The sequence below is a fragment of the Ideonella sp. WA131b genome, assembly GCA_023657425.1.
Lineage (GTDB): Bacteria > Pseudomonadota > Gammaproteobacteria > Burkholderiales > Burkholderiaceae_C > Rubrivivax.
In genome coordinates this window covers 1,259,982-1,278,017 of sequence record JAGTJW010000001.1, presented here as the reverse complement: position 1 = coordinate 1,278,017, position 18,036 = coordinate 1,259,982, and the positions used below count along the sequence as shown (strand labels likewise).

The 18,036-nt window shown below is 71.8% G+C and carries 21 protein-coding genes; 16 read left to right on the top strand and 5 right to left on the bottom strand.

Annotated elements, in window-relative coordinates; translation table 11 throughout:
- Window positions 1-9: 9 nt before the first annotated feature.
- The 4 genes from KA711_05920 to KA711_05905 all read left to right on the top strand — a co-directional run bounded on the left by KA711_05920 (window position 10) and on the right by KA711_05905 (window position 3,353).
- Window positions 10-1,161, top strand: a complete 1,152-nt coding sequence (locus KA711_05920; protein ID MCM0608523.1) for a DUF2332 family protein — start codon at window positions 10-12, stop codon at window positions 1,159-1,161.
- Window positions 1,158-1,931 carry a metallophosphoesterase gene (locus KA711_05915; protein MCM0608522.1) on the top strand — a complete coding sequence of 258 codons (774 nt, stop codon included), beginning with the start codon at window positions 1,158-1,160 and terminating at the stop codon, window positions 1,929-1,931. The genes KA711_05920 and KA711_05915 overlap by 4 nt, the downstream gene beginning before the upstream one ends.
- 82 nt (window positions 1,932-2,013) lie before the next feature.
- Entirely contained in the window at window positions 2,014-2,436 is a 423-nt protein-coding gene (locus tag KA711_05910; protein MCM0608521.1) for a universal stress protein, read from the top strand.
- 50 nt (window positions 2,437-2,486) lie between these two features.
- Complete coding sequence (locus KA711_05905) at window positions 2,487-3,353, top strand: DMT family transporter (protein ID MCM0608520.1); 867 nt, start codon at window positions 2,487-2,489, stop codon at window positions 3,351-3,353.
- A gap of 35 nt (window positions 3,354-3,388) precedes the next feature.
- On the opposite strand, the gene KA711_05900 is transcribed toward KA711_05905, so the two are convergent.
- Window positions 3,389-4,081, bottom strand: a complete 693-nt coding sequence (locus tag KA711_05900) for a YggS family pyridoxal phosphate-dependent enzyme (GenBank protein MCM0608519.1) — start codon at window positions 4,079-4,081, stop codon at window positions 3,389-3,391.
- 60 nt (window positions 4,082-4,141) lie between these two features.
- Between KA711_05900 and KA711_05895 the strand changes: the two genes are divergently transcribed.
- The 4 genes from KA711_05895 to KA711_05880 all read left to right on the top strand — a co-directional run bounded on the left by KA711_05895 (window position 4,142) and on the right by KA711_05880 (window position 7,982).
- The gene (locus KA711_05895) at window positions 4,142-5,185 is read left to right on the top strand and encodes a type IV pilus twitching motility protein PilT (GenBank protein ID MCM0608518.1); all 1,044 of its coding nucleotides are present in this window, start codon (window positions 4,142-4,144) and stop codon (window positions 5,183-5,185) included.
- A gap of 99 nt (window positions 5,186-5,284) precedes the next feature.
- Window positions 5,285-6,421 (top strand): PilT/PilU family type 4a pilus ATPase, encoded by a 1,137-nt coding sequence (locus tag KA711_05890; protein ID MCM0608517.1) that lies wholly within the window; start codon window positions 5,285-5,287, stop codon window positions 6,419-6,421.
- A complete protein-coding gene (locus tag KA711_05885; GenBank protein MCM0608516.1) occupies window positions 6,418-7,092 on the top strand; it encodes a DUF502 domain-containing protein in 675 nt (224 codons plus the stop codon). Before KA711_05890 ends, KA711_05885 begins: the two co-directional genes overlap by 4 nt.
- Window positions 7,089-7,982: an NAD(P)-dependent oxidoreductase gene (locus tag KA711_05880; protein MCM0608515.1), complete on the top strand. Its 894-nt coding sequence runs from the start codon at window positions 7,089-7,091 to the stop codon at window positions 7,980-7,982. The genes KA711_05885 and KA711_05880 overlap by 4 nt, the downstream gene beginning before the upstream one ends.
- A 24-nt stretch (window positions 7,983-8,006) precedes the next feature.
- Here KA711_05880 and KA711_05875 read toward each other — a convergent pair whose 3' ends face one another.
- The 3 genes from KA711_05875 to KA711_05865 are packed head-to-tail and all read right to left on the bottom strand — an operon-like array spanning window position 8,007 to window position 9,601.
- Window positions 8,007-8,579 carry a BON domain-containing protein gene (locus KA711_05875; GenBank protein MCM0608514.1) on the bottom strand — a complete coding sequence of 191 codons (573 nt, stop codon included), beginning with the start codon at window positions 8,577-8,579 and terminating at the stop codon, window positions 8,007-8,009.
- Between the two features lie 50 nt (window positions 8,580-8,629).
- Complete coding sequence (locus KA711_05870) at window positions 8,630-9,178, bottom strand: SIS domain-containing protein (GenBank protein ID MCM0608513.1); 549 nt, start codon at window positions 9,176-9,178, stop codon at window positions 8,630-8,632.
- A gap of 45 nt (window positions 9,179-9,223) precedes the next feature.
- On the bottom strand, window positions 9,224-9,601 hold the full coding sequence (locus KA711_05865; GenBank protein MCM0608512.1) for a YraN family protein: 378 nt from the start codon (window positions 9,599-9,601) through the stop codon (window positions 9,224-9,226).
- 10 nt (window positions 9,602-9,611) lie between these two features.
- Here KA711_05865 and rsmI point away from each other — a divergent pair, with 10 nt between their 5' ends.
- From rsmI to KA711_05825, 8 genes are all read left to right on the top strand, one after another.
- On the top strand, window positions 9,612-10,523 hold the full coding sequence (gene rsmI / locus KA711_05860) for a 16S rRNA (cytidine(1402)-2'-O)-methyltransferase (GenBank protein MCM0608511.1): 912 nt from the start codon (window positions 9,612-9,614) through the stop codon (window positions 10,521-10,523).
- Window positions 10,524-10,528: 5 nt separating this feature from the next.
- Complete coding sequence (locus KA711_05855; protein MCM0608510.1) at window positions 10,529-11,455, top strand: DMT family transporter; 927 nt, start codon at window positions 10,529-10,531, stop codon at window positions 11,453-11,455.
- Between the two features lie 40 nt (window positions 11,456-11,495).
- A complete protein-coding gene (gene tldD / locus KA711_05850; protein MCM0608509.1) occupies window positions 11,496-12,971 on the top strand; it encodes a metalloprotease TldD in 1,476 nt (491 codons plus the stop codon).
- Window positions 12,972-13,232: 261 nt separating this feature from the next.
- Window positions 13,233-14,435 carry a threonine ammonia-lyase gene (locus KA711_05845; protein ID MCM0608508.1) on the top strand — a complete coding sequence of 401 codons (1,203 nt, stop codon included), beginning with the start codon at window positions 13,233-13,235 and terminating at the stop codon, window positions 14,433-14,435.
- 160 nt (window positions 14,436-14,595) lie between these two features.
- A complete protein-coding gene (locus KA711_05840; protein ID MCM0608507.1) occupies window positions 14,596-15,126 on the top strand; it encodes a hypothetical protein in 531 nt (176 codons plus the stop codon).
- 244 nt (window positions 15,127-15,370) lie between these two features.
- A complete protein-coding gene (locus KA711_05835) occupies window positions 15,371-16,453 on the top strand; it encodes a 3-deoxy-7-phosphoheptulonate synthase (protein MCM0608506.1) in 1,083 nt (360 codons plus the stop codon).
- A 20-nt stretch (window positions 16,454-16,473) separates the two neighbouring features.
- Window positions 16,474-16,629 carry a hypothetical protein gene (locus KA711_05830; protein MCM0608505.1) on the top strand — a complete coding sequence of 52 codons (156 nt, stop codon included), beginning with the start codon at window positions 16,474-16,476 and terminating at the stop codon, window positions 16,627-16,629.
- An 18-nt stretch (window positions 16,630-16,647) separates the two neighbouring features.
- Entirely contained in the window at window positions 16,648-17,373 is a 726-nt protein-coding gene (locus tag KA711_05825; GenBank protein MCM0608504.1) for a mobilization protein, read from the top strand.
- A 12-nt stretch (window positions 17,374-17,385) separates the two neighbouring features.
- Here the strand turns inward: KA711_05825 and KA711_05820 are convergent, their stop codons facing one another.
- Window positions 17,386-17,958 (bottom strand): cob(I)yrinic acid a,c-diamide adenosyltransferase, encoded by a 573-nt coding sequence (locus tag KA711_05820; protein MCM0608503.1) that lies wholly within the window; start codon window positions 17,956-17,958, stop codon window positions 17,386-17,388.
- Window positions 17,959-18,036: the final 78 nt, after the last annotated feature.

Here is an 18,036-nt window from a genome sequence, read left to right as displayed (position 1 = left end):
GCCACGCGCGTGAGCGACGCCGCCGCGACGCGCCTGCTCGCCGCCTTCGACCAGCAGGTCGGGTGGTGCAGACAAGGCGCGTCGCCTTTTTCGGCGCGCGTGCTGGCACAGTCGCGGCGCTGGCTCGAGCGCGAGCCCGCGGCGCTGGCGCTGCTGTCGGCGGTGGATGCCGATCCGCTGGCCGCCGCGGTGTCGCTGCGCTGGCTGGGGGCGTTGCACCACCTGGCCTTGCTCGGGCGTGAGCCCTGGGCGGCGCTGTGGCCGCCGGCCGAGCCGCCGGAAAACGACGCGCTCACCGAGGCCATCGCCCACGCCTGGCGCAGCGAACGCGCCCACCTGCACGCCGCCTTGGCGCGCCCGCCGCAAACCAACGAGGTGATGCGCAGCGCCGCGCTGCTGCCCGGGCTGCTGCACCTGGCGCAGGCGCTGCGTCGGCCGCTGCACCTGGCCGAGATCGGCGCCTCGGCCGGCCTCAACCTGTGGGCCGACGGCTACCGCCACGAACCCGTCTGCCAACCCGTCTGCGAACCCGTCAGCGAACCCGTCAGCGAGCCCGTCAGCGAGCCGGCCCACACGCCCTGGGCCTGGGGCGACGCCGCGGCGGCGCTGACGCTGCGCGCCATCTGGCGGGGACCAGCCCCGCCCGTCGATGCGCCGCTCGCGGTGGCCCGCCGCGCCGGCTGCGATGCCGCGCCGGTGGATCTTGCGCAAGCGGGCGAAGACCTGCGCCTGGCCTCCTTCGTCTGGGCCGACCAGGCCGAGCGCATGGCGCGCCTGCGCGCCGCCGTGGCCGTGGTACGGCCGCGCCTGACCGCCGCAGGCGCCGTGCAGACGCGGTGCGCCGCCGACTTCGTGCGCGAGCAGATCGCGCGGCGCCGCGACGGCGAGGCCTTCGTGCTGATGCACTCGGTGGTCTGGCAGTACATCGGCGCGGCCGAGCAGGCCGACATCTGTGCGCAGATGCAGGCCGCCGGGGCCGGGGCCACGACCGCGTCGCCCGTGGCCTGGCTGCGCTTCGAGCCCACGCAGCCCCAGCTGCAGGTGTCGCTGCGCTGCACCACCTGGCCCGGCGGGCACGACACGCTCCTGGCCGAGGCCCACCCGCACGGCGCCTGGGTGCACTGGCGTGCCCTCGGGCCCGTGGCAGCATCCCCGGCGTGAAGCTGCAGCTGCTGTCGGACCTCCACCTCGAGACCGAATCCTTCGAGCCCGAGCCCGCACCGGGCGCCGAGTTGCTGGTGCTGGCCGGCGACATCGACAGCACCTGGGCCGGCTACCGGCGCTTTCGCGGCTGGCCGGTGCCGGTGGTGGTGGTGGCCGGCAACCACGAGTTCGACGGCCGCGACGTCGACGAGGCGCTGCGTGACTTCCGCCGAATGACCGACAGCCTGGGCTTCGTCTTCCTGGAGTGTGGCGAGCACCGCCACACGGCCGCCGACGGCACGCGGGTGCGCGTCCTGGGCACGACGCGCTGGAGCGACTTCGGCCTCTTCGGCGCCGCCGGCCGCGAGCGCGCCGAGCGTGCCGCGGCCTACTTCCAGCGCGTGATGAAGGCCACGCGCCACGGCCGCCCCTTCGACGCCGCCTCCGTGCGCGACGAAGGCCAGCGTTGCCGCGCCTGGCTGGAACAGGCCTTGGCACGCCCTGCAGCGCCGGGCGAGCGCACGGTCGTGGTCACGCACTTCGCGCCCAGCCTGAAAAGCGCCGACCCGCGCTACGGCACGCAGCCCGGCACCGCCAGCTTCTGCAATGCCGACGACGACTTGATCGAGCGCGCCGACCTCTGGCTGCACGGCCATCTGCACTGCCGCCACGACTACGCCGTGCCGCGCGCGGGCCGCCGCCCGGGCCGCGTGCTGAGCCAGGCCCGCGGTCTGGCCAAAAAGGGCGAGGACGCGGGCTTCGAGCCGCTCAAGACAATCTCCGTCTGAGCAGGGTCAAGCCGCTGCGCTCCACGTCGGTGAGACACTCGCTGCGACGACCCCACCGCATCCGCTGCAGGAGTAGCACGCCATGAAGATCCTTGTCGCCGCCGACGGCAGCTCGTTCACCAAGAAGATGCTGGCCTATCTGGCGGCCCACGACGACTGGCTCGGTGCCCAGCACGACTACACCGTGATCACCGCCGTGCCCGCCGTGCCGCCGCGCGCCGCGGCGGTGATCGACAAGACCACGCTCAAGGGCTACTACGACGACAGTGCCGACAAGGTGTTGAAGCCCATCCGCAGCTTCTTTGGCAAGCAGGGCATCAAGGCCGACTTCGTGGGCAAGGTAGGCCCGGCCGCAGACCTCATCGCCGACACCGCCACCAAGGGCAGGTTCGACCTCGTGATGATGGGCTCGCACGGCCACGGCACGCTGAAGAACCTGGTGCTCGGCTCGGTGGCCACCAAGGTGCTGGCGCAGTGCAGCACGCCGGTGCTGCTGATCCGCTGAACGCGCGGCGCACGCCGGCCGCGGCCGGCGTGCACCTCAAGCTGCTGGGCATGGCGGTGCTGTGGGGTGCCTCGTGGCCGGCCGGGCGCGTGCTGGCACAGGCGCTGCCGCCACTGACCGGCGGGGCCTGGCGTTTCGCGCTGGCGCTGCTGTTGTTTGCGTTGTGGTGGCGGCTGGCGCGGCGCGGCTGGGCACCGCTGGCGGCGTTGTCGCGCCGACAGTGGCTGGGCCTGGCCGCCGCCGGCGGTGTGGGCGTGTTCGGCTACACCGCCTTTTTCATGTGGGGCCTGCAGCACGTGCCGGCCAGCCGCGCGGCGCTGATCGTCACGGTCAACCCGGTGTTCACGACGCTGATCGCGGCGTGGTTGTTCGGCGAGCGCTTGAACGCCCGCATCGGCCTGGGCATGGCGCTGGCCGTGCTCGGTGCGACCACGGTGCTCACGAAGGGCGAGCCCTGGCGGCTGTTCGACGGGGCGCTCGGCCTGGGTGAGTGGCTGCTGCTGGGCTGCGTAGCCTGCTGGGTGGGCTACACGCTGATGGGCCGGCGGCTGCTCGCCGGCATCGACACGCTCACCACCACCACCGTCACCGCCACGGCAGGCACGGCGCTGCTGTTTGGTGCCGCGTTCGTGGTCGAGGGCCCGGCCGGGCTGGCGGCGCCCCTGCAGGCATCGGCAGCGGTGTGGGCAGCGATGCTGTTCCTGGCGGCCGGGGCCACGGTGCTGGCCTACGCCTGGTACTTCGATGGCGTGGCCGCATTGGGCGCGGGCGGTGCCGCGGCCTACATCAGCCTGGTGCCGGTGTTCGGCGTCGCCAGTTCCACCCTGCTGCTGGACGAGCCGCTGCAGGCCTCGCTGCTGGTGGGCGGCGCACTGGCGGTGGCCGGCATGGTGGTGATGAACCGCGCACGGCGCTGATGAAGCAGCCGCCCGGCCGCGGCCGGCTGCGGCCTTCAGCGTGCGCCGAAGATCGCCGTGCCGACCCGCACGAGCGTGCTGCCCTCGGCGATGGCGGCCTCCAGGTCGGTACTCATGCCCATGCTCAAGGTCGGCAGATCCAGACCGCGCTCGCGCAGCGCGTCGCGCAGCGCGCGCAGCCGGCGGTGCGCCGCACGCTGCGCCGCGGCATCGGACGTGGGCTCGGGGATGCTCATCAGCCCCACCAAGCGCACCCGGGCAGGCGGCAACGCCGCGACCGCAGCGGCCAGGGCAGGCAGATCGTCGGGTGGGACACCGCTCTTGCTGGCTTCGCCGCTGACGTTCACTTGCAGACACAGGTTCAGCGGCGGCAGCCCCGCCGGCCGCTGCTCCGCCAGGCGCTGCGCGATCTTGAAGCGTTCTACCGAGTGCACCCAGTCGAAGAGCTCGGCCACCGGGCGCGTCTTGTTGCTCTGCAGCGGGCCGATGAAGTGCCACTCCAGCCGGGCCCTCAGGTCGGCCAGCGCGCCCATCTTGACCAGGGCCTCCTGCACGTAGTTCTCGCCGAAGGCCACCTGGCCGGCCGAATGCGCCTCGCGCACCCTTTCGGGGCCGAAGGTCTTGCTCACGGCCAACAACGTGACGTATTTGGCATCGCGGCCCGCGCTCTCGCAGGCAGCGGCGATGCGATCCTTCACGGCTTGCAGTCGGCTTCCGATGCTCTCCATAATGCCCCGAGCCTACTCTGCCGCGCCGACAGCCCCCGCCGTCGCCCGGCCCTTCGTCGCATGGACATCACCCAGTTGCTGGCCTTTGCCGTCAAGAACATGGCCTCGGACTTGCACTTGTCGGCCGGGCTGCCGCCGATGATCCGCGTGCACGGCGACGTGCGCCGCATCAACGTGGAGCCGCTGGAGCACCAGCAGGTCCATGCGATGGTCTACGACATCATGAACGATGCCCAGCGCAAGCACTACGAGGGCACGCTGGAGTGCGACTTCTCTTTCGAGATCCAGGGCCTGGCGCGCTTCCGCGTCAACGCCTTCAACCAGAACCGCGGCGCCGGCGCGGTGTTCCGCAGCATCCCGAGCAAGATCCTCACGCTCGAGGAACTGGGCACACCCAAGGTTTTTGCCGAGCTGGCGCTCAGGCCGCGCGGGCTGGTGCTCGTCACCGGTCCCACCGGCTCGGGCAAGAGCACCACGCTGGCGGCCATGGTGAACCACCTCAACGAGCACCGGTACGGGCACGTGCTCACGGTGGAAGACCCGATCGAGTTCGTGCACGAGAGCAAGAAGTGCCTCGTCAATCAGCGCGAGCTGGGTCCGCACACGCTGAGCTTCGGCAACGCGCTGCGCAGTGCGCTGCGCGAGGACCCCGACGTCATCCTCGTGGGTGAGTTGCGCGACCTCGAAACCATCCGCCTGGCGCTCACGGCTGCGGAGACCGGCCACCTGGTGTTCGGCACGCTGCACACCAGCAGCGCCGCCAAGACCGTCGACCGCATCGTCGACGTGTTCCCGGTGGCCGAGAAGGAGATGGTGCGTTCGATGCTGTCCGAGTCGCTCGTGGCGGTGATCTCGCAGGCGCTGTGCAAGCTCAAGGACGACTCGGGCCGGGTCGCGGCGCACGAGATCATGCTGGGCACGAGCGCCATCAAGAACCTGATCCGCGAGAACAAGATCGCCCAGATGTACAGCGCCATCCAGACCGGCCAGAACCTGGGGATGCAGACGCTGGACCAGAATCTGGCCGACCTCGTGCGCCGCAACCTCATCAGCCCGGCCGAAGCGCGCAGCAAAGCCAAGATCCCCGAAAACTTCCCAGGATGACCGCCCTGCCGCGTGCAATCGAGAGGCCGAACCGGATCCTGGTCTCCCGGCCCGGTTCGAGCCGCCTCGGGGGCGCCGAGCGCAGCCTGGGGGCCTGTGATGGAACGTGACCAGGCATCGAAGTTCGTGAACGATCTGCTGCGGCTGATGGTCAGCCGCGGCGGCTCCGATCTCTTCCTCACGGTCGACTTCCCACCGGCCATCAAGGTCGACGGCAAGGTCGCCAAGGTCAGCCCGCAGCCGCTGAGCGGCCAGCACACGCTGGCGCTGGCTCGCGCGGTCATGAACGACAGGCAAACGGCCGAGTTCGAGCGCACGCGGGAGTGCAACTTCGCCGTCAGCCTGCAGGGCTTGGGGCGCTTCCGCGTCAACGCCTTCGTGCAGCAGGGCCAGGTGGGCCTGGTGTTCCGCACGATCCCGGCCGCGCCGCCCACGATCGACGGCCTCGGCCTGCCAGCGGTCCTCAAGGACGTGGCAATGACCCAGCGCGGCCTGGTCATCTTCGTCGGTGCCACGGGCAGCGGCAAGAGCACCTCGCTGGCCGCCATCGTCGACCACCGCAACGAGAACAGCCACGGCCACATCATCACGGTCGAGGACCCGGTGGAGTTTGTGCACCCGCACAAGAACTGCATCGTCACGCAGCGCGAGCTCGGCATCGACACCGACAGCTGGGAGGCGGCGCTGAAGAACGCGCTGCGCCAGGCACCCGACGTCATCCTGATGGGTGAGATCCGCGACCGCGAGTCCATGGAGCACGCGGTCGCCTTCGCCGAGACGGGCCACCTGTGCCTGGCCACGCTGCATGCCAACAGCGCCAACCAGGCGCTCGACCGCATCATCAACTTCTTTCCGGATGAGCGGCGCCAGCAGCTGCTGATGGACCTGTCGCTCAACCTGAAGGCCATGATCAGCCAGCGCCTGTTGCCGCGCGAGGCCGGCCGCGGCCGCGTCGCGGCGGTCGAGATCCTGCTCAACACGCCGCTGGTGGGCAAGCTCATCTTCAAGGGCGAGACGGCCGAGATCAAGGAGCTCATGAAGCGCAGCCGAGAGCTCGGCATGCAGACTTTCGACCAGAGCCTCTTCGACCTCTACGAAAGCCGGCACATCCGCTACGAGGACGCGCTGCGCCATGCCGATTCGGTGAACGACCTGCGGCTGCAGATCAAGCTGCAGAGTGCGCGCGCGCGCAGCGTCGATCTCGCGGTCGGCACCGAACACCTGAAGGTCTTGTGACGCGCGCCACGCGTCATCTGCTGCGCCTCTTCGTCACGGGGTTGCTGGCGGCGCTGCCGCTGGCCGCCACGGTGGCGGTGTTCGCCTGGGCCATCAGCCTGCTGCTGCAGTGGGTGGGGCCGCGCAGCGCCTTCGGCGAGTTGCTCGGCGGCATTGGCCTGGGCGTCACGGGCTCCGAGATCGTCGGCTATGCCGTCGGGGTGGGCATCATCATCGGCGCCATCCTGCTGCTGGGCCTGCTCGTGGAGCTGGGCTTGCAGCGCGGCATGGCCAGCGTCGTCGACGCGGTGGTCCGGCGCATCCCGCTGGTGCGCAACGTCTACGACCTCGTGCAGCGTTTCGTGTCGCTGCTGTCGCAGCGCGACGAGGACGGCGCGGGCGCCATGCAGCCCGTGTGGGTGAGCTTCGGCGGCCGCGCCACACCGGGCTGCGTGGTGCTGGCGCTGCAGACCACGGCCGAGCCGGTGCGCGTGGACGGCCGTCGCTGCCTGCCGGTGATGGTGCCGACGGCGCCCGTGCCGGTTGGGGGCGGACTGATGTTCGTGCCCGAGGAGTGGGTGGTGCGGGCCGAGCTCAGCGTCGAGGCCGTGACGGCGCTGTACGTCAGCATGGGCGTGACGGCACCGCAGCACCTGCCGGCGGCGCCGGAGCGTGGCAGCATCGCGCCATGAACCAACCCGCCAGCGCTGCCTCCCGCCGCGTCGCCTTCCTGGGCCTGGGTGTCATGGGCCATCCGATGGCCGGACACCTGGTCAGGGCCGGCCATGACGTCACCGTCTACAACCGCACCGCCGCCCGGTCGGAGGCCTGGGTCGCCGAACACGGCGGCGCCCACGCACCGACCCCGCGCGAGGCCGCGGCCGGCGCCGACCTCGTCTGCGCCTGCGTGGGCAACGACGACGACCTCAAGAGCGTGACCCTGGGGCCCGACGGCGCCTTCGCCGGCATGCAACCGGGTGCGGTCTTCGTCGACCACACCACGGCCTCGGCCGAGGTGGCGCGGGTGCTGCACGCCGAAGCCCGCGCGCGCGGCCTGCACTTCATCGACGCCCCCGTCTCGGGCGGCCAGGCCGGCGCCGTCAACGGCGTGCTCACGGTCATGTGCGGCGGCGACGCCGAGCCCTTTGCATCCGCGCGGCCGGTGGTCATGGCCTACGCGAGGGCCTGCACGCTGCTGGGCGCCAGCGGTTCGGGGCAGCTGGCGAAGATGGTCAACCAGGTCTGCATCGCCGGACTCGTGCAGGGCCTGGCCGAGGCGCTGGCCTTCGGGCAGCGAGCCGGGCTGGACATGCCCGCCGTGCTCGACGTCATCGGCAAGGGCGCAGCCCAGAGCTGGCAGATGGACCACCGCGGCAAGACCATGCTCGAGGGCCGCTTCGACTTCGGCTTCGCGGTGGACTGGATGCGCAAGGACCTCGGGCTCGTGCTCGACGAAGCCCGGCGCAACGGCGCGCAGCTTCCGGTGACGGCGCTGGTGGACCAGTTCTACGCCGAGATTCAGGCCCACGGCGGGCAGCGCTGGGACACCTCCAGCCTGATCGCGCGGCTCAAGCCGGCCTGAAGCCCGCGTCAGCGCCGCCGCGCATCAGCGGCCGGTGGCCGGCCCCGCCGGCACGCCCTGGGCAGCCAGCTCGGCTTCGGGCACGATCTCGAACACCTTGACCACCCGCTCCACGCCGCCGACGCGGCTGGCCAGTTCCGCGCCGCGCTCGGCCTCGCGCGGGGTGACGCGGCCCATCAGGAAGACCACGCGGCGCTCCACCACCACGCGGAACGCGTTGGACTGCAGGTCCTTGGCATCCATCAGCGTGGCCTTGACCTTGGTGGCCAGCACCGTGTCGGCCGAGCGCGACGACAGCGAGCTGTTGCCCGCGACGACCAGTTCGTTGACGACACCCCGCACGTTCTCGACCCGGGCCACCGCTTCTTCGACGCGCGTGCGCTCCGCCGCGCTGGGCACCTCGCCAGTGATGAGCACGGCGCGGTTGTAGCTGTTCACGCTGATCTGCCCGAGGGTGGCGAGTTCGCGCACGCGGGCCGCGGCGCGGAACTCGATGCCCTGGTCCTCGAGCTGGATGCCGGCGGTGCGGCGGTCGGTGGCCACCAGTCCGCCGCCCACCACGGCACCGCCCAGGAGCAGCGGCGCGCAGCCCGACATCAGCACGGCAGCGGTCACGGCCAGCACGGGCCGCCAGGGCAAGATCGAGATCACGATTCAGGGTCTCCCATGAGCTGGAAATCGACCGCGTCGCACAAGCAGTGCAGCACCAGCAGCTGCAATTCGGTGACGCGGGCGCCGCGCTCGTGCGGCAAGGGCACGAGGACATCGGTTTCGGCCAGAAGTTCCGAGAACGCCTGCGCGCTGCGGCCCGCCAGCACGACGATGGTCATGTCCTTGGCCTGAGCCGCGGTGATGACGGCGATGCCGTCGCGCTCGGCGTCGTCGATGAACAGCAGCACGTCGCCCGGCAGGCCCAGGGCACGAAGCTCCTGCGCCGCCTGCGGCGGGTGCGCGGCCAGCGCCAGCGCCGCCAGCGGCGGCCGTGAGCGCTCGAAACGGCCGGTGAACAAGCGCGCCAGATGGGGCGCCAGCCCGGCACCGGCGCCGCTGCCGGCGACCAGCACCTTGCCACCGGCGGTGATCGCGGCCAGCAGAGCGCCCGCGGCCTCGGCCACCGGGCGGGCCAGGACCTCGGCCGAGCGGACCTGAAGGTCCGCGCTGTCGAAGATGTGCTGCTGGATGCGCTGCTCGAGCATGCGCGGGATCATAGGCCTTGGGCTCCGCCGGCCTGCCGGTCCGCGTCAGCCGGCGTCGAAGGCCCCCTTCAGCCACTGCAGCCGCTCGCCGTCGATGGCCACCACGTCGAAGCGGCAGGGCGGCAGGCCCGGCAGCCGCGCCAGGAAGTGCCGTGCCGCGTACACCAGGCTGCGCTGCTTGGCCGCGTCCACGCTGGCGGCCGCGCCGCCGTGGCCGGTGCCGGCACGGGCGCGCACCTCCACGAACACCAGCGTGCCGTCGCGCTCGCGCATCACGAGGTCGATCTCACCGGCCCGCGCGCCGGGGCCGCGCGCCACTCGATAATGACGCTGCACGAGCACGAGGCCCTGCTGCTGCAGCCATTGCAGCGCACGGCCCTCGCCTTCTTCGCCGCGCAACGCGGCCGCCGTCTTGCCCGCCATCGACCCCTCCCTGCTGCACGCCGCGGCCGCCCTGTTGGCCGGCTCGCAGCGCCACGAGCACGGCGCACTCTACGTGGTCGCCACGCCCATCGGCAACCTGGCCGACATCACGCTGCGCGCGCTGCACCTGCTGACGCTGGTGGACGCCGTGGCCTGTGAAGACACCCGCGTGGCCGGCTCGCTGCTGCAGGCCTACGGGCTGCAGCGACCGGGCCTGGCGCTGATCGCGCTGCACGCGCACAACGAGGCCGAGGCCAGCGGCGCCGTGCTCGCGCGCCTGGCCGCGGGTGAGCGCGTGGCGCTCCTCAGCGACGCCGGCACGCCCGCCGTCAGCGACCCCGGCGCGCGTGTGGTGGCCGCCGCCACCGCCGCCGGCCACCCGGTGGTGCCGCTGCCCGGCGCCAGCAGCGCGCTGGCAGCGCTCAGCGTGGCCGGCGATGCGCTGGGCCACGGCTTTGTGTTCAGGGGCTTCCTGCCGGCCAAGGGCAGCGAGCGCGACGCCGCCTTGGCTGCCACCGTGGGCGACCCGCACACGCAAGTGCTGTTCGAGGCACCGCACCGCATCGCCGCGCTGCTGGGCGCTCTGGCGGCGGCCGCACCCGGGCGGACGGTGACGGTGGCCCGCGAGCTGACCAAGCAGTTCGAGAGCATCGCCACGGGGCCCGCCCGCGCCTGGCCAGCGCGCCTGGCGACCCTGCCGCATGGCGAGCGCGGCGAGTTCGTGCTCGTGCTGCACGCGCTGCCGCCCGATGCGCGGCCGGCCGATGCGCTGCCGCCCGCCGCACTGCACGTGCTCGACACCCTGCTGGCCGAGCTGCCCTTGAAGCAGGCCGCGGCGTTGGCCGCCGGCATCACCGGGCTGCCGCGCAAGCGCCTGTACGCCGAGGCGCTGCGCCGCCGCGGCGAGGCCGAGCCCGGCTGAGGGCCATGGTCGCCGCCCTCGCGCGCCACGTGCGCGGCCAGCCACCCGCGGTGCGCGCACTGCTGTGGGCGGCCGCGGCTGGCGTCGTCTTCACGGTGCTCAACGCGCTGATGCGCCTGCTGGCCCAGCAGCTGGACCCCATGCAGACGCAGTTCCTGCGCTACCTGTTTGGGCTGGCCGTGCTGCTGCCCTGGGTGCTGCGCCACGGCCTGACCGCCTACCGGCCGCAGAGCCCCGCCGGCCAGCTGTGGCGCGGCGCCGTGCACACGCTGGGGCTGGTGCTGTGGTTCCTGGCGCTGCCGCACATCCCGCTGGCCGACACCACGGCCATCGGCTTCACCACGCCGATCTTCATCATGCTCGGCGCCTGGTGGTTCCTCAAGGAGCCCATGCGCTGGGAGCGCTGGGCCGCCACCGGCATCGGCTTCGCGGGTGTGCTGGTGGTGCTGGGGCCGGCGCTGGTGGCCGCCGCCGACGGGCGCGGCAGCGGCGCAGCGCACCTGTTGATGCTGGCCTCGGCCCCGGTGTTCGCGGCGTCCTTCCTCATCACCAAGGTGCTCACGCGCAGCGAGTCCACCGGTGTCATCGTGTTCTGGCAGGCGCTCACCGTCACGCTGTTCAGCCTGCCGATGGGCCTGTGGACCTGGCAGTGGCCCACGGCCTGGCAGTGGGCCGGCTTCCTGCTGTGCGGGGCCTTGGGCAGCGGTGGCCACTACTGCCTGACGCGCAGCTTCCGGGGCGCCGACATCTCGGCCACGCAGTCGCTGAAGTTCCTGGAGCTGCTGTGGGCGGCCTTGCTGGGTTTTGCCCTCTTTGCCGACGTGCCCACGGCCACCACCCTGCTGGGGGGAGCGCTGATCACCGCGGCCACGATCTGGGCGGCGCGGCGCGAGGCCGCGGCCGGCAGGGCTACGGAGCGACTCCTAGAATGAATTCGAGCCCCGGTCGGGGCCCTGACGAAAGGCCGTGCCGATGATCTCCCGCGAACCCACCCTCGAACGCCTGGCCTTGGCCCAGCAGCTGATGCTCGAGCCCTTCGGGCTGGGCGAGGCCACGCTGGCGCATGCGCTGGCGCTCATCGGCGAGCACCGCGTCGACGACGCCGACCTCTACTTCCAGACCACGCGCCACGAGGGCTGGAGCCTGGAGGAGGGCATCGTCAAGAGCGGCAGCTTCAGCATCGACCAGGGCGTGGGCGTGCGCGCCGTGGCCGGCGAGAAGACCGCCTTCGCCTACAGCGACGACCTCTCGCCCGAGGCGCTGATGGACGCTGCACGCACGGTGCGCACCATCGCCGCGGCGGGTCAGCAGCGCCGCGTGAAGCTGGCGCGCGCGCCCAAGGTCGCGAAGAGCCGGCTGCTCTACGCGCCGATGGACCCCATCGGCACGCTCGACAGCACGCAGAAGGTGGCGCTGCTGGAGAAGGTGGAGAAGCTCGCCCGCGCCAAGGACCCGCGCGTCGTGCAGGTGATGGCCAGCGTGGGCGCCGAGTACGACGTGGTGCTGGTGGCGCGCGCCGACGGCACGCGCGCCGCCGACGTGCGGCCCCTGGTGCGGCTGAGCGTGACCGTGATCGCCGAGCAGACGGTCAAGGGCGAGCTGAAGCGGGAAGTCGGCAATGGCGGGGGCGGCGGCCGCTTCGGCCTGGGCTACTTCACCGATGCCGTGATCGCGCAGTACGTCGACCACGCCGTCACGGCGGCGCTCACCAACCTGGACAGCCGCCCCGCGCCGGCCGGCGAGATGACGGTGGTCCTGGGCCCGGGCTGGCCCGGCGTGCTGCTGCACGAGGCCGTGGGCCACGGCCTGGAGGGGGACTTCAACCGCAAGGGCTCCAGCACCTTCAGCGGACGCATCGGTCAGCGCGTGGCGGCCCGGGGCGTGACGGTGCTCGACGACGGCACGCTGCCCGACCGCCGCGGCAGCCTCAACATCGACGACGAGGGACACGCCAGCCAGCGCAACGTGCTCATCGAGGACGGCATCCTCAAGGGCTACATCCAGGACAGCCTGAACGCCCGCCTGATGGGCGTGAAGCCGACGGGCAACGGCCGCCGCGAGAGCTATGCCCACCTGCCGATGCCGCGCATGACCAACACCTACATGCTGGCCGGCGACAAGAAGAAGGAAGAGATCGTCGGCAGCATCAAGCGCGGCCTGTACGCCACCAACTTCGGCGGCGGCCAGGTCGACATCACCAGCGGCAAGTTCGTGTTCTCCGCCAGCGAGGCCTTCTGGGTGGAGAACGGCAGGATCCTCTACCCGGTGAAGGGTGCCACGCTCATCGGCAACGGCCCCGAGGCGATGACGCGCGTAAGCATGATCGGCAACGACCTCGAGCTCGACACCGGTGTGGGCGTGTGCGGCAAGGAGGGCCAGAGCGTGCCGGTGGGCGTGGGGCAACCGACGCTGCGCATCGAGCGCCTCACCGTGGGCGGCACGGCGTAGATGGAGCCCCCAAGCTCGCTGCGCTCGCTACCCCCCGAGGGGGCCGCCCGCCAGCGGCCCGGCGAAGCCGGTTCCGCGGCGGGAAGCGTGGAGCCCCCAAGCTCGCTCCGCTCGCTACCCCCCGAGGGGGCCGCCCGCCAGCGGCCCGGCGAAGCCGGTTCCGCGGCGGGAAGCGTGGAGCCCCCAAGCTCGCTGCGCTCGCTACCCCCCGAGGGGGCCGCCCGCCAGCGGACCGGCGAAGCCGGTTCCGCGGCGGGGGACTTGGTTTCGCTGGCGCACATCGAGGCGGCTGCGCAGCGGCTGCGCGGGCATGTGCTCGACACGCCCTGCGTCGAAAGCCTCACGCTCGGGCAGATCACCGGCTGCCGCGTGTTCCTGAAGTTCGAGAACCTGCAGTTCACGGCTTCGTTCAAGGAGCGCGGCGCGCTCAACAAGCTGGCCACCTTGCTGGCCAGCGGCGAGCGGCCCCGCGGCGTGATCGCCGCCAGCGCCGGCAACCACGCCCAGGGCCTGGCGCACCACGCCGCGCGGCTGGGCCTGCGCGCCGTGATCGTGATGCCGCAACACACGCCGATGGTGAAGGTGGAGCGCACGCGCGGCTTCGGCGCCGAGGTGGTGCTGCACGGCGAGACCTTCGACGCCGCGAGCGAGCGCGCGTTGCAGCTGGCCCACGAGCAGGGCCTCACCTTCGTGCATCCCTTCGACGACGCCGCCGTGATCGCCGGGCAGGGCACCATCGGCCTGGAGATGCTGGCGGCTCAGCCCGATCTCGACACGCTGCTCATCGCGGTCGGCGGCGGCGGGCTCATCAGCGGCATCGCCACCGCGGCGCGCGCCATTCAGCCGGGCATCCGCATCGTGGGCGTGCAGACGGCGCGTTTTCCGGCCATGTTCAACGCCATCAAGGGCACGGCGCATCCGCAGGGCGCCAGCACCATCGCCGAGGGCATCGCCGTGGGCCAGCCCGGGCGGCTGACGCAGGCGCTGATCGGCGAGCGCGTGGACGACCTGCTGCTGGTGGATGAAGGCGACATCGAGCAGGCCGTGCTGATGCTGCTGGAGATCGAGAAGACCGTGGTCGAGGGCGCGGGCGCGGCCGGCCTGGCCGCGCTGCTGCGCCACCCCGAGACCTTTGCCGGTCGCCGCGTGGGCCTGGTGCTGTGCGGCGGCAACATCGACCCGCTGCTGCTGGCCCGCATCGTCGAACGCGGCATGGTGCGCGCCGGCCGGCTGGCGCGCATTCGCGTGGCGGCGCGCGACACGCCCGGCGTGCTGGCCCGCATCACCGCCGTGGTGGCCGAGGCCGGCGCGAACATCGACGAGGTCCACCACCAGCGCGCCTTCAGCACGCTGACCGCGCAACACGTGGAGGTCGAACTGGTGCTGCAGACGCGCAACCGCGAGCACGTCGACGAGGTCTTGGCGCGGCTGGCGGCGGCCGGCTTCACGACGCCGGGGCACTGAGGCCGCGTCGTCCACCCGGCCGAGAGCGCGCCGGAACCCGCGTCCGGCAAACCTGGGCGTCAAGAAGCACCGTGTTCGCGTGGCTGATTCGCTCAAGCCGCGCCGCGCGCCTGCCGAGAATGACCTGATCGACCCGTGTCGAGCCCCAGGAGCCGCCACCATGCGCGAACAGCAGGTCATCCGTACCGTTTCGGCCATCGTGGCCGTGGCCAGCATCGGCGCCGCGCTGCTGCTGTCGGTGGGCGCTGCCCGGGCGGGCGAGCTGCGTGTGAAGGGCGGGCTGCCGGGCGACTGGTTCGTGCCCGACGGCAACGCCCGCTTCACCGGCGGCCTCACCCGCAGCCGGTACTCCCTGGACCTGCTGGCCAACGGCTCCGGCGGCAGCATCGCCGTGGGCAACACCCGCGACCTCACGGCCTCGGCCGACGGCTTCAAGGTGACGGTCAGGTTGCCGTCGTCGATGCCCTACTTGGGCCTCGGCTGGGGCCACCAGGGCCACGGCGGGCTGCGCTTCTCGTTCAAGCTCGGCGCCCCACTCGGCAACGCGACCTTGTCGCCCCCGCTCGCCGACCCTTGGGCCCAGCGCGTCGCACTCACCGACATCGACGCCGGACTGCCCGAGCTGCGCGTAGGCATGGGCAAGGTGCGCCTGGCGCCGCAGCGGACGGTCGCTATGGGCTCCAGCTTCTGAAGCGCCGCGCGCGTGCTACATTCCCGGCCATGCGTTCCGCGGCGTTCTATTTTTCGTACTTTTGGTTCTCGCACCGCACGGCGGCTGGAGAGGCAAAAGCGTAGGCAGAACACAGCAGACGCAAACCCCCAGGAACCGCCGGCAGCCCCGGCGGTTTTTTGTTGCCCGCCGCAGACCCCGGCCCCACCGAGGAAGCCGTCCCGTGAGCCCGAAATCCGCCACCCCCCCCGACGAACGCCTGGCGCTGTCGGAACGCACCAGCCAGACCGACGATCAGCGCATCCGCGACGTCACGCCGCTGCCGCCACCGGAGCACCTGATCCGTTTCTTCCCGATCGCTGACACCCCGGTGGAGGCGCTGGTGGGCGACACCCGCCAGCGCATCCGCCGGGTGATGCAGGGCGAGGACGACCGGCTGCTCGTGATCGTCGGCCCCTGCAGCATCCACGACCCCGCCGCGGCGCTGGACTACGCCCGCAAGCTCAAGGCCGAGCGCGATCGCCATGCCGGCGATCTGGAGGTGGTGATGCGCGTGTATTTCGAGAAGCCGCGCACCACCGTGGGCTGGAAGGGCCTGATCAACGACCCCTACCTCGACGAGAGCTACCGCATCCACGAGGGCCTGCGCATCGCGCGGCAGCTGCTGGTGGACATCAATCGCCAGGGCGTGCCCGCGGGCAGCGAGTTCCTCGACGTCATCAGCCCGCAGTACATCGGCGACCTCATCGCCTGGGGTGCGATCGGCGCGCGCACCACCGAGAGCCAGGTGCACCGCGAGCTGGCCAGCGGCCTGAGCGCCCCGGTGGGCTTCAAGAACGGCACCGACGGCAACATCAAGATCGCCATCGACGCCATCCAGGCGGCGGCGCGCGGGCACCACTTCCTGTCTGTGCACAAGAACGGCCAGGTCGCCATCGTCGAGACCAAGGGCAACAAGGACTGCCACGTCATCCTGCGCGGTGGCAAGGCGCCCAACTTTGATGCCGCCCACGTGGCCGCGGCCTGCGCCGAGATCGAGGCCGCGAAACTGCCGTGCCGGCTGATGATCGACGCCAGCCACGCCAACAGCAGCAAGCATCACCAGCGCCAGATCGAGGTGATGAAGGACGTGGGCGGCCAGATCGCCGCCGGCAACCGCTGCATCTTCGGCGTCATGCTGGAAAGTCACCTCAACGGCGGCGCGCAGAAGTTCACCCCGGGCAAGGACGACGCGTCGCAGCTGGCCTACGGCCAGAGCATCACCGACGCCTGCATCGACTGGGCCGACACGGTGGGCGTGCTCGAAGGGCTTGCGCAGGCGGTGAAGACACGGCGGCGCGCGCGCTGACGGCTGGTTGTGCTGCCCCCATGAGGGATCACCCCAACGACCGGCAGGATCCGCGCAATCTCGACGCCCTCTACGCCCGCGGCCTGGCCACGCGCCGCGCGGAGATCCGCGAGGAGTTCGCGGTGCTGGACGCCGCAGCCCCGGGCGCGGGGCAGAATCCGCGCCAACCCGACTGAGCCCCGACGAGCCCCGCCATGGAAGTCCCCGTCCTTGTAACGCCCCCTGCCACCAAGGTCCACCTGATCGGCGGCGAGAAAGGCGGTGTCGGCAAGTCGATGTTGGCGCGGCTGCTGGCGCAGCACTTCATCGACAACGAGCTGCCCTGGATCGGCTTCGACACCGACCGCTCTCACGGCTCACTGCTGCGCTTCTACACGGACTACGCCAGCCCGGCGCTGGCCGACCGCTTCGAGGCGCTGGACAAGATCATCGAGAGCGCGGTGGAGCAGCCCGGCCGCCGCGTGCTGGTGGACCTGGCCGCGCAGACGCACGAGCCGCTGGTGAAGTGGATGGACGAGTCCGGCGTGCTCGACATGGCCGACCTCTCCGGCCTCGTGCTGCAGTACTGGCACGTGATGGACGCCGGCCGCGACTCGGTGGACCTGCTGGAGCGGCTGCTCGACCGCTTCGGCCAGCGCCTGCACCACGTGCTGGTGCTCAACGAGCTGCGCGGCGACGACTTCGGCATGCTCGAGCGCTCGGGCCAGCTCGAACGTGCGCTGGGCCTGGGCGCCAAGGTCGTGCGCATCCGCCGGCTGCACGACGCCGTGGTGCAGAAGATCGATGCGCGCAACGCCAGCTTCTGGGCGGCGCGCCACCTCACCGGGCTGGACGGCCCGGGCCTGGGCCTGATGGAGCGCCAGCGCCTGAAGATGTGGCTGGCCCACGCCTTCGGCGAACTGGCCAAGGCCGCGCCCTGAGCGGCGCGGTCTTCAACCCTCGCGCGCCAGCCGCTCGCTCTTCCAGTAGACGTCGTCGCCGCCCAGCCCGTCGAGGTTGGCGCGGTTGAGCACGCGCGCCAGCACGAACATCAGGTCCGACAGGCGGTTGAGGTACTGGCGCGGCGCCTCGTTCACGGCCTCGTCCGCCACCAGCGCCACCAGGCTGCGCTCGGCGCGGCGGGCGATGGTGCGCGACACATGCGCCAGGGCGGCGCTGCGCGCGCCCGCCGGCAGGATGAACTCCTTCAGGCGCGGCAGCTGCTCGTTGTAGGCCGCCAGGGCCTCGTCCAGGCGCAGCACGGCGGCCTCCTTCAGCAGCACGTAGCCTGGGATGGAGAGCTCGCCGCCCAGGTTGAACAGCTCGTGCTGGACGGTGACGAGCAGCTCGCGCACGTCGGCCGGCAGCGGCTCGGCCAGCAGCACGCCCAGGCTGGAGTTGAGTTCGTCGACGTCGCCCATGGCGGCCACGCGCAGGTGGCTCTTGGGCACGCGCGTGCCGTCGCCCAGGCCGGTGCTGCCGTCGTCTCCGGTGCGGGTGGCGATCTGGGTGAGGCGGTTGGCCATGGCGGGCGGGGGTCTCGTGAAGGGGCGCTATTGCACCATCCCCGGCCGGATCCCGTGGCCGTGGGGGCCGTTGACGGC

Excerpts from the sequence above, each read along its gene's own strand:
- KA711_05910 (MCM0608521.1), top strand. The coding sequence starts at position 2,014 with ATGAAGATCCTTGTCGCCGCCGACGGCAGCTCGTTCACCAAGAAGATG.
- KA711_05905 (MCM0608520.1), top strand. The coding sequence starts at position 2,487 with ATGGCGGTGCTGTGGGGTGCCTCGTGGCCGGCCGGGCGCGTGCTGGCA.
- KA711_05900 (MCM0608519.1), bottom strand. The coding sequence starts at position 4,081 with ATGGAGAGCATCGGAAGCCGACTGCAAGCCGTGAAGGATCGCATCGCC.
- KA711_05895 (MCM0608518.1), top strand. The coding sequence starts at position 4,142 with ATGGACATCACCCAGTTGCTGGCCTTTGCCGTCAAGAACATGGCCTCG.
- KA711_05890 (MCM0608517.1), top strand. The coding sequence starts at position 5,285 with ATGGAACGTGACCAGGCATCGAAGTTCGTGAACGATCTGCTGCGGCTG.
- KA711_05880 (MCM0608515.1), top strand. The coding sequence starts at position 7,089 with ATGAACCAACCCGCCAGCGCTGCCTCCCGCCGCGTCGCCTTCCTGGGC.
- KA711_05875 (MCM0608514.1), bottom strand. The coding sequence starts at position 8,579 with ATGTCGGGCTGCGCGCCGCTGCTCCTGGGCGGTGCCGTGGTGGGCGGC.
- KA711_05870 (MCM0608513.1), bottom strand. The coding sequence starts at position 9,178 with ATGCTCGAGCAGCGCATCCAGCAGCACATCTTCGACAGCGCGGACCTT.
- KA711_05865 (MCM0608512.1), bottom strand. The coding sequence starts at position 9,601 with ATGGCGGGCAAGACGGCGGCCGCGTTGCGCGGCGAAGAAGGCGAGGGC.
- KA711_05855 (MCM0608510.1), top strand. The coding sequence starts at position 10,529 with ATGGTCGCCGCCCTCGCGCGCCACGTGCGCGGCCAGCCACCCGCGGTG.
- tldD (MCM0608509.1), top strand. The coding sequence starts at position 11,496 with ATGATCTCCCGCGAACCCACCCTCGAACGCCTGGCCTTGGCCCAGCAG.
- KA711_05840 (MCM0608507.1), top strand. The coding sequence starts at position 14,596 with ATGCGCGAACAGCAGGTCATCCGTACCGTTTCGGCCATCGTGGCCGTG.
- KA711_05830 (MCM0608505.1), top strand. The coding sequence starts at position 16,474 with ATGAGGGATCACCCCAACGACCGGCAGGATCCGCGCAATCTCGACGCC.
- KA711_05825 (MCM0608504.1), top strand. The coding sequence starts at position 16,648 with ATGGAAGTCCCCGTCCTTGTAACGCCCCCTGCCACCAAGGTCCACCTG.
- KA711_05820 (MCM0608503.1), bottom strand. The coding sequence starts at position 17,958 with ATGGCCAACCGCCTCACCCAGATCGCCACCCGCACCGGAGACGACGGC.